The 9,098-nt window shown below is 67.2% G+C and carries 9 protein-coding genes; 4 read left to right on the top strand and 5 right to left on the bottom strand.

Translation table 11 applies throughout. The annotated features are described in order from the left end of the window. A partial coding sequence (locus tag ACXJKR_RS16455) for an HD-GYP domain-containing protein (RefSeq protein ID WP_457323735.1) occupies positions 1-771 on the top strand: 771 nt, incomplete at its 5' end. Here ACXJKR_RS16455 and ACXJKR_RS16450 read toward each other — a convergent pair. Beyond that, complete coding sequence (locus ACXJKR_RS16450) at positions 759-1,664, bottom strand: DUF4399 domain-containing protein (RefSeq protein ID WP_457323734.1); 906 nt, start codon at positions 1,662-1,664, stop codon at positions 759-761. The two genes, ACXJKR_RS16455 and ACXJKR_RS16450, sit on opposite strands and share 13 nt — an antisense overlap. A 130-nt stretch (positions 1,665-1,794) precedes the next feature. Beyond that, entirely contained in the window at positions 1,795-2,832 is a 1,038-nt protein-coding gene (locus ACXJKR_RS16445; RefSeq protein WP_457323733.1) for an ornithine cyclodeaminase, read from the bottom strand. A 125-nt stretch (positions 2,833-2,957) separates the two neighbouring features. Here ACXJKR_RS16445 and ACXJKR_RS16440 point away from each other — a divergent pair, with 125 nt between their 5' ends. Genes ACXJKR_RS16440 through ACXJKR_RS16430 form a run of 3 tightly spaced genes read left to right on the top strand, consistent with a single transcriptional unit; the run spans position 2,958 to position 4,991 of the window. Beyond that, positions 2,958-3,383, top strand: coding sequence for an Lrp/AsnC family transcriptional regulator (locus ACXJKR_RS16440; RefSeq protein ID WP_056194870.1), 426 nt, complete (start codon positions 2,958-2,960; stop codon positions 3,381-3,383). A 41-nt stretch (positions 3,384-3,424) separates the two neighbouring features. Next, entirely contained in the window at positions 3,425-4,354 is a 930-nt protein-coding gene (locus ACXJKR_RS16435) for a patatin-like phospholipase family protein (RefSeq protein ID WP_457323732.1), read from the top strand. Between the two features lie 4 nt (positions 4,355-4,358). Beyond that, positions 4,359-4,991, top strand: a complete 633-nt coding sequence (locus ACXJKR_RS16430) for an LON peptidase substrate-binding domain-containing protein (protein ID WP_457323731.1) — start codon at positions 4,359-4,361, stop codon at positions 4,989-4,991. Here ACXJKR_RS16430 and ACXJKR_RS16425 read toward each other — a convergent pair. The 3 genes from ACXJKR_RS16425 to ACXJKR_RS16415 all read right to left on the bottom strand — a co-directional run. After that, on the bottom strand, positions 4,969-5,799 hold the full coding sequence (locus ACXJKR_RS16425) for an alpha/beta hydrolase (RefSeq protein WP_457323730.1): 831 nt from the start codon (positions 5,797-5,799) through the stop codon (positions 4,969-4,971). The genes ACXJKR_RS16430 and ACXJKR_RS16425 overlap by 23 nt on opposite strands. Further along, positions 5,796-6,707, bottom strand: coding sequence for a YihY/virulence factor BrkB family protein (locus ACXJKR_RS16420; RefSeq protein WP_457323729.1), 912 nt, complete (start codon positions 6,705-6,707; stop codon positions 5,796-5,798). The genes ACXJKR_RS16425 and ACXJKR_RS16420 overlap by 4 nt, the downstream gene beginning before the upstream one ends. 51 nt (positions 6,708-6,758) lie before the next feature. Beyond that, positions 6,759-9,098: TonB-dependent receptor domain-containing protein (locus ACXJKR_RS16415; RefSeq protein ID WP_457323728.1), on the bottom strand; the 2,340-nt coding region annotated here is incomplete at its 5' end.

Genomic DNA, 9,098 nt, shown 5'->3' with positions numbered 1-9,098 from the left:
GTCCAGGGCGAACTGGATGCCGACTACGCCTTCGTCGCGACCAGCAATGTGGGTGGCGAAACGCTGGACCCCGAAGCCGTTGCCCGGCTGCGCCGCATCGGCGAGAGGCGCTGGTTGCGCACGCTCGACGACACGCTCGGCCTGTCCATCGAGGAGCTGCGCCGCCAGCCCAAACCGCGCCMGCCGCTGCCTGCTCCTGAGCGCCTGCTGCAGGACCGGCCCGAGCACATCCTGTCGCGCCCCGCCACCGACCAACTGGGCGGTGACAACCGCTGGGGCTTCAAACTCAAGCAGCCCGAACACCTCTACCACCGCGGCGAGCTGCACAACCTCACGATCTCCCGTGGCACGCTGACGGAGGAGGAGCGCTACAAGATCAACGACCACATCGTGCAGACGCTGAAGATGCTGCACGAGCTGCCTTTCCCCAAGCATCTGCGCGAGGTGCCCGAGATCGCGGGTGGCCATCATGAGCGCATGGACGGCAAGGGCTACCCGCGCGGCCTGACCGGCGCACAGATGAGCCCGCAGGCCCGCATGATGGCCATTGCGGATGTCTTCGAGGCACTGACGGCCGATGACCGGCCCTACAAGCCGGGCAAGCGCCTGTCCGAGGCCTTAGGCCTCATGCGGCGCATGGTGGCCGAGGGCCATCTTGACCCGGGCCTGTTTGAACTTTTCCTGCGCTCGGGCGTGTGCCTGACCTATGCGCGGCGCTTCATGGCGGCAGCGCTGATCGACGTGGAGGACGTTGGCGCCTACCTGTCGTGACGGGTGACGCTGAACTTCAGCGGCGCGGCCTTGAGCAGGGGCTCTCCGGCGCCGTCGTGCAGGCTGACAACCGCTTCGTACTCGCCCAGGGGCAGGTCGACGATGGCCTCGGTGCGGCCGTCGACGAGGTTCTGGCGCACCGCATTGCCGCCGCCCTTGGGCGCAAAGCTGAGGCGGAAATGCCCCGTGTCCTTGATGGCGGTGCCGGCCGGCGCCACGCCCAGGCTGGCGCCGAGCACGCCCAGGGACAGCGTGAAGGGGCTCGACACCGCCTCTTCATCGCGCAGGTTCTTCACATAGACCTCGCGGCCGGCTGAGGCGCGTGGCGCGGCGCGCAGGTCCTCGTACCAGGCTTCGCAGGTGTCGCGGTCACCCGCAACGACCTTGGGCGCCGGGGCGTCGGCGCGCTTGCCCACGACCACGATGGCAATCTCATTGCTGAAGACGAAATAGGGCTTGTGGGCGTGGTCGGCGAACAGCAGCCGCATGGTGTGGCGGCCCGGCGGCAGGTCGATCTCGGTGCCGGTCTGGGCCTTGCCGAAATGCTTGTGCGTATTGGAGAAGGGGATGGGTGCGGTGTGGTCGCGCGGCAGCGGCGTGTCGATGAGGATGTGGTGGTGGCCGGCCTTCTCGTTGGCATTGCCGGCCGGAATGACGCCCATGCCACGGATGCCGAACTCCACCCAGAAGGGCGAGCGCACGCGGTAGCCGGTCTTGACGTTGCTGAAGTGCACCGAGACCGGCTCACGCAGGTCGAGGGCCGTGCGCTGGGCCGTGTGTGACAGCCAGCACTGGCGCTCCAGCGGATCGGCGGGAAGTGGCTCGGCCGCGGCCAGCGCGGGCAGCAGACCCAGTGGCCAAAAGTGGCGGGTCAGTCGAGCGGCAGATCCCATGCGAGCCCTCCGGCAGCGTGCGCCACCGATTCTGGGGCGCGCGCTAGCGAAGAGGCGTCGTGAAAGTTACGGACGTCAGGGCCTGTTCACGCTACGGGGATCGCACCGATTCCCGTAGCGTGAACAGGCCCTAAGCCACCTGAAGCTGGTGGGTCAGATGCAGTTCGCCGAACAAATCCTTGGGGTCGGCCATCTGCGGGATCAGGTCCAGCGGCGCGCCCAGGCCAAGCTGATTGCTCACGTCGCGTAGCAGGCGCAGCGCGGAGAAGTCCTCCAGCGCGAAGCCGACCGAGTCGAACACGGTGACTTGRCTGGCCGACTCGCGGCCCGGGGCCTGGCCGGCGAGCACTCGCCAGAACTCGGTGACGGGGAAATCGGCCGGCATCTGCTGCATGTCGCCTTCGATGCGGCTCTGTGGCTCGAACTCGCAGACCACGCGGGCCATCTCCAGCACGCCGCGGTGCAGCTCGGTCTTGCCCGGGCAGTCGCCGCCGACGCCGTTGATGTGCATGCCGGGCTCGATCATGTCCGGCGTCAGGATGGTGGCGTTGGTCTTGTCCGCGGTCACGGTGGTGACGATGTCGGCCCCCTTGACCGCCTCCGCAGTGGAGGCGCACACGGTCAGCGTGAGGCCGGGCGTTTGCTGAAGGTGGTGCACCAGCTTGGCCGTGGCGGCCGGGTCGATGTCGTAGAGGCGCAGCTCGCGGATGCCGAGCAGGTGGTGGAAGGCCAGGGCCTGGAACTCGCTCTGGGCGCCGTTGCCGATCAGGGCCATCACACGGCTGTCGGGGCGGGCCAGGCGCTTGGCCACCATGACCGAGGTGGCGGCGGTGCGCATGGCGGTGGTCRGGGTCAGCTCGGAGAGCAGGGCGGGGGCGCCGGTCGCCACGTCGGCGAGCACGCCGAAAGCCATCACGGTCGGCAGGCCGAAGCGGTGGTTTTTGGGGTGGCCGTTGACGTATTTGAAGCTGTAGAGGCTGGCGTCGGCGATGGGCATCAGCTCGATGACGCCGTCTTGTGAATGGGCGGCGACACGGGGCGTCTTGTCGAATTCGGCCCAGCGCAGGTAGTCGGATTCGAGGTAGCTGACGAGGCGGCGAAGTAAATCAGGAAGTCCGACACGTTGGACAAGGCGGGCGACGTCTTGGGTGGTGAGGACGGTGGTCATGGCAGTCTCGCGGAATGTGTTGAGGCGATTCTTCCGGGGCCATGTGCCAAACAGAAGCTCAACTCTTGCCACGTAATGCATCGCGATTTGGCAAAATGGCAGTGGAAATTGCCGAATTGATCAAAATGGATGCCCTTGACCAGCAACTCCTCGCCCTGCTGCGCACCGATGCCCGAGCCAGCGTCGCCACGCTCGCGGCCAAGCTCAAGGTCTCGCGCGGCACCGTCACCAACCGCATCGCGCGGCTGGAAGACAGCGGCGTCATCACCGGCTACACGGTGCGCCTGCGGCCCGACTCGGTGCCCGACCAGATCACGGCATGGATGAGCATCACGGTTGAAGGCAACCGCACGCGCGAGGTGGTGGCCATGCTGCTCGGCGAGCCCGGCATCACGGGCCTCTTCGACACCAACGGCCGCTGGGACCTGCTGGCCGAGATCCGCAGCTCCAGCCTGCAGGAACTGGCCGACGTGCTGGAGCGGGTGCGCCTCATCAAGGGCATCGCCGGCACCGAGACCTCCATCCATCTGCAAAGCTACAAGCTGGCCTGATCGGCCTCGGTTATCGTGCGCCGCGCTCCCTCTGCCTTGAAATGAATCCTGTCCTGATCCGCCGTGCCTGGCTTGCGGCCTCCCTTGTGGCGCTGGCCGGTTGTTCCGTGCTGCCCAGCCAGCCACCCCAGCCGCCGGTCGTCGTCGTCCCGACGCCGCCGCCTGAGCCGCCACCCGTCATCAAGCCAGCCCCGAAACCGCCACGCATCGGCCTGGCCCTGGGCGGCGGCGCCGCGCGCGGCTTTGCCCACATTGGCGTCATCCAGGTGTTCGAAGAGAACGGCATCAAGGTCGACCTGGTCGCCGGCACCTCGGCCGGCAGCCTCGTCGCATCGCTCTACGCCTCGGGCAAGACCGGCAAGGAGATGCAGACGCTGGCCGAGACCATGGACGAGGGCGCGATCACCGACTGGTCCTTCCCGCTGCGCGGCCTGATCCGCGGCGAGGCGCTGGCGCGCTTCATCCGCGACAAGACCGGCGGCAAGAACATTGAGCAGATGGTGGTGCCGCTGGGCATCGTCGCCACTGACCTGTCCGACGGCTCTTCCATCCTGTTCCGCAGCGGCGACACCGGCACGGCTGTCCGTGCCTCCAGCGCGGTACCGGCCGTGTTCCAGCCGGTGCGCATCGGCCAGCGCGAATTTGTCGACGGCGGCTTGGTGTCACCGGTGCCGGTGCGCTTTGCCAGGGAAATGGGCGCGCAGCTCGTCGTCGCGGTGGACATCACCTCGCCGCCCGAGAAGGACCCGCCGGGCGACGCCTTTCGCATGCTGATGCAGACCTTTTCCATCATGGGGCGCAGCATCAACATGTTCGAGCTGCGCGACGCCGACGTCGTCATCCGGCCCAGGCTCGATGGCGTGGGCAGCGCCGACTTCACGGCGCGGCGCCGTGCGGTGCAGGCCGGTCGCGAGGCAGCGCAGGCGATCCTGCCGATCCTGCGCCAGCGCATCGCCGAGAAGACCCGCTGAAGCTATGGATGTCGAGACGCCGCTGTTCCCGCTGCGCTCGGTGTTCTTTCCCGGCGGCCATCTGGCGCTGCGCATCTTCGAACCGCGTTACCTGGACATGGTGCAGCGCTGCCATGCGCGCGGCGAGCCCTTTGGCATCGTGGCGTTGACTTCGGGCGAGGAGGTGCGCCGGCGCGAGGGCGAGGGCTTTCGGGCCGAGGCTTTTCACGACGTCGGCACGCTGGCCCGCATCGAGGATTTCGAGCACGCGCAGGCCGGCCTCATCAACATCCGCATCTGCGGCACACAGCGCTTTCGCGTGCAGGGCTCGCGCAACCTCAGCCATGGCCTGTGGGTCGGCCGGCTTGAGCTGTTGGCCGGCGACGTCGCGGTGCCGGTGCCAGACGATCTGCGCCAGGCCGCTCAGCAACTGCAGGACCTGCTCGCCGGCTGGAAGGCCCGCGGCGCCGCGGACGACCTGCCCGTGCAGCCGCCCTACCAGTGGGACGACGCGGGCTGGCTGGCCAACCGCTGGGCCGAGCTGCTGCCCATGCCGGTCGAGGCGCGCCAGCGGCTGATGGTGATGGACAACCCGCTGCTGAGATTGGAGCTCATCGTCGACCGGCTTGACGCGCTTACGCGTTCAGCCAATCGGTAAGCGTCTTCAGCACCTCGGCCTTCTCGGGCTCGTTGAAGATCTCGTGGAAGAGGCCGGGCCAGGGCTTGGTGGCGACGACATTGGCGGGTGCGCCAGACGCAAAGGCCTCGCTGCCGCGCGGTGACACGCAGCGGTCCGCGCCGGCCCACATCAGCAGCGTGCGCAGCTTCCAGCGCGGTGCGTCGCCAATGGCACGGGCGCCGCTGTCGACGATGAAGCGCGTCAGCCGCGCCGTGATGCGGTCATGCACCAGCGGGTCGGTCGCGTAGGCCTTGACGACGGCGGTGTCGCGGCTGATCCATTCGGGCTTGAGGCCGTTGCTGACGGCCAGGCCCGGGGCGAGCGATCCCGCCGCGGCAAGCAGCAGCTTCTGAAAACCGGACAGGCCCGCATCCAGCGCGGGGGAAGACAGCACCAGGCCATCCAGCGGCCGGCTCCAGGCCGCGGGCTTGCCTGTCAGCGCCTCCGCTGCAAAGCGCGCGGCGATCAGCCCGCCCATGCTGTGGCCGAGCAGCACGAAACGCTTGCCCGGCTGGCGCACGGCGTCGATGACGCGTGCCGTGTCGCGCAGCAGCGCGTCGTGCGCGGGGATGTCGCCCTTGCGTCCATCGCTGCGCCCGTGGCCGCGGTGGTCCCAGCCGTGCACATCCCAACCGGCCGCGTTCAGTGCCGCGGCGACATGGGCATAGCGCTCGATGTGTTCGCCCAGGCCATGGCAGATGAGCAACTGGCCGCGTGCGGAAGCCGCGGTGGTGGGCCAGTGGCGCAGGTGGAGCTTGAGGCCGTCGTCGGTGGTGGTGGTCGTCATCGCGTCGCGGTCTGGGAATCGGTGCGCAAGTTTGCACGAGCTTCTTCCGTTTCCCGTCGCGAACCCAACACTCTTGCGTAGGCCCAGGTGAACTCGGCGCCGATCAACAGGATCTGCGCCGAGAAGTACACCCACACCAGCAGGGCCACCACCGAGGCCGCGGCGCCAAAGCCCGAGGCGACGCCGCTGCGCTGCAGATAGGCGCCGATGCCATAGCGGCCCAGGGCAAACAGGCCCGCCGTGACGAAGGCGCCGAGCAGCACGTCGCGCCAGGCGACGTGAACGCGTGGCATCCACTTGAAGATCAGCGCGAACACGGCCACCACCAGGCCCTGGCTGAACACCGTGTTGGCCAGAGCAGCGACGCGCAGCCAGTCGCCGAACCAGGGCTGCCACCAGGTCTGGGCGGCCGACATGACGGCGTCCAGCAGCAGCGACACCAGCAGCAGAAAGCTCAGGCCAAAGATGAGGCCGAAGCTCAGCAGGCGCGCGCGCAGCCAGTTCAGCCAGCCTTGCACCGGGCGGGCCGGCACGCGCCAGATGGTGTCCAGCGCATCCTGTAGCTCGGCGAACATCGTCGTCGCACCGACCAGCATCAGCCCCAGCCCGACAACCGTGCTGAGCCAGCCGCCGGCCGGCCAGGAGACCGACTTCAGCATGCTTTCGACTGTCGAGGCGGCCGTCGCGCCGAGCAGCGCGGCGAGCTGGTCGAAGAGCTCGCCGCGCACCGCCTCGCCGCCCCAGACCAGGCCGGCCACGGACACGACGATGAGCAGCAGCGGTGCCAGCGAGAACAGCGTGTAGTAGGCGAGTGCCGCGCCCATGCGCGGGCCGCGGTCGTCGAGGAAGCCGTCGAAGGTCAGCTTCAGCACGCGTCCCAGCGGTCGGATCTGATCAAGCCAGCGCATGCGCGAAGTCTCGCGGCATGCGCCGGCCGCCGCTGTAGGACGCGACCGGCGTCAGAACGTCATGCGGGCGCCCACGCGGTACTGGCGGCCCAGCACGTCGAACAGCGAGGGGTTCACGCCATAGCCGGTGTTGGTGCCCGGGGCGTTGGGCGGCGCGACGTCGGTGACGTTGTCGATCTTGAAGTAGGCGGTGATGTTTTTGTTGATCTTGTAGTTGCCGGCGAGATCCCAATAGAAAGCGCCCTTCATGTGGTTGTTGTCGATGGTCTGGTGCTGGGCGGTAGAGACTGGGCAGGTGGTCTGGCACTCGATGAACTCGTTGCTGTAGACGCCATTGCTGACCCAGCGCTGGCCCACCGTGAAGCTGGCCTTTTCGCCTTCCCAGGATTGCGAGAACTGGGCCTTCCACGTCGGCGTGTCGCCGAGGTTGACGCCTGCGCGCTCGGCCGGGATGGTGCCCACGATGCCCGATGTGACCAGGAAGCTGTTGGTGTGCGTTGCCAGGCCACGCAGCGTGAGCTTGCCGGGCAGATTGACGCTGGCCAGGTTGAATCGGTAGAGAGCTTCCATGTCGAAGCCCTTGCTGCGCATCCTGGCCAGATTGAAGGCCTGCAGCGTCACGTACTTCACGGGGCTGACAAGATCCATCGCGGCGCAGATCTCTTGGTTGCCGGCAGCGCAGAGGTCCACTTCCTGCTGGGCTCCGAGGGTGGAGATCACGTCCTTCAACTTGATGTCGAAGTAGTCGATCGACGCACTGAAGCCTGGCGCCCACTTGGGCTGCGACAACACCAGGCCGAGGATGCGGTTGTTGGCCAGCTCTGGGCGAAGGTTGACGTTGCCGATGGTGCGCTGCTGCACGTTGTAGGTGTTGCCCTGGAAGTTGACGGCCTGGTTGATGACCACCGGCGCGGCAAACAGCTCGGAGAGATTCGGCGCACGCACATCACGCGAGGCGACGTAGCGAACGCGCAGGCCATCGACCCCGGTCTTCCAGGTCGAGCCGATCTTCCAACTGTTGATGCCGCCGGCGGTGCTGTAGAGCGTGCGACGCACGGCCGCGTTGAGGTTGGCCTCGCCCAGGCTGTCGGACTTGAACATCGGAGCGTTCACTTCGACGAAGCCTTCTTTCACGTTGTAGGCGCCCGACGCAGCGTGGTAGTTGCCGGCGAACCAGTTGTTGCCCACAGTGGTGTTGAGGAGCGGGTCAGCCGGGTAGTCGGCCGTATTGGGCGTTGCGGGGTAGACGCCATTGCCGTAGGGGTCGCCCGTCACCCAGTAACCTTCCTTGCGAGCTTCCGCCCCGAAGGCGACGGCCACCGGTCCTGCCCAGTTCGAGAACGGCTGGCCGTTGACGTTGAAGCTGGCCACCGTCTGACGCTGCACCGACAACTGATGCGGACCGACGGCCGGGAACACATAGGCCAGCGCGGCCGGATCCTGCTGCACATCGCCGATGATGTTCAGCGGCGCGCAGCCCGCGGCCACGGCGGTGGCGTTTCGGCAGACGATCTGGCCGGACGAATTGCGCACGGCGTCGATGGCGGCGTTGAAGCGCGGGTTCAGCATGATGTTGCTGACCTTCAGATCGATGCTGTTTTCGCCGTGCTCGAAGTAGCCGTCATACGACCAAGTCTGGCCTAGCGCGCTAGCCTTGCCGGTCGCACCCAGCACGAACCGCTTCTGTTCGCGGATCGGGTTGACCTCGATGTCCTTGGGCTGGTTGCCGTAGGCCGTGCCGAACTTGAAGCTGGTGATGCCCTTGTCCACGCAGGCCTGCTTGATGGAGGCCGGCACGTAGGGGTTCTCGCACTGGATGGTCAAGTTGTCCAGCTTGGGCGAACCGGGGTTGGGCGTGTTGCGAGCGTTGGTCCTGGCCAGGTTGACCGTGAAGTAGACCTCGTTGTCATCGTCCAGCTCATAGCTACCACKGGTGTAGAAGACCTGACGCTGCAGGTTCATGCCCATGGTGGTGCCGCCGCCGATGGTGCCGGAGAGGTCGCCGCCCACGCAGAAGGGTGTGATGCAGCCTGTCACTGCACCCGTGCCGGTGGGCACGCCGTTGGAGCCGTAGTCGAACTTGTAGGGCACGCCGTCCTTGCCGAAGGCGGTACCCTGCAGCGGGCCCTGGGTGATCAAGCCGTACTTGGAGTACTGGAACTGTTGGGCGTTGCGGATGTCGAACAGCTGCGGCCTGCCGTCCGTGGTCTGGCCGGTAGGGCGCTGTTGCCAGGCCGGGTTGTTGAACCAGGTGCGGCCGTTGGCGCCCTGGCCACCAAAGCGGGGTGAGGGCACGCCCTTTTCACGGACGAGTTCCACGCTCACGGCAACGTGCGCACGGTCGTTGAGGAAGCTCCGGCCCCAGGCGGCTTGCAGTGCGCCGTTCTTGTC

This window comes from Roseateles sp. P5_E11 (assembly GCF_054049355.1).
This window is presented reverse-complemented; position numbering and strand designations above follow the sequence as displayed.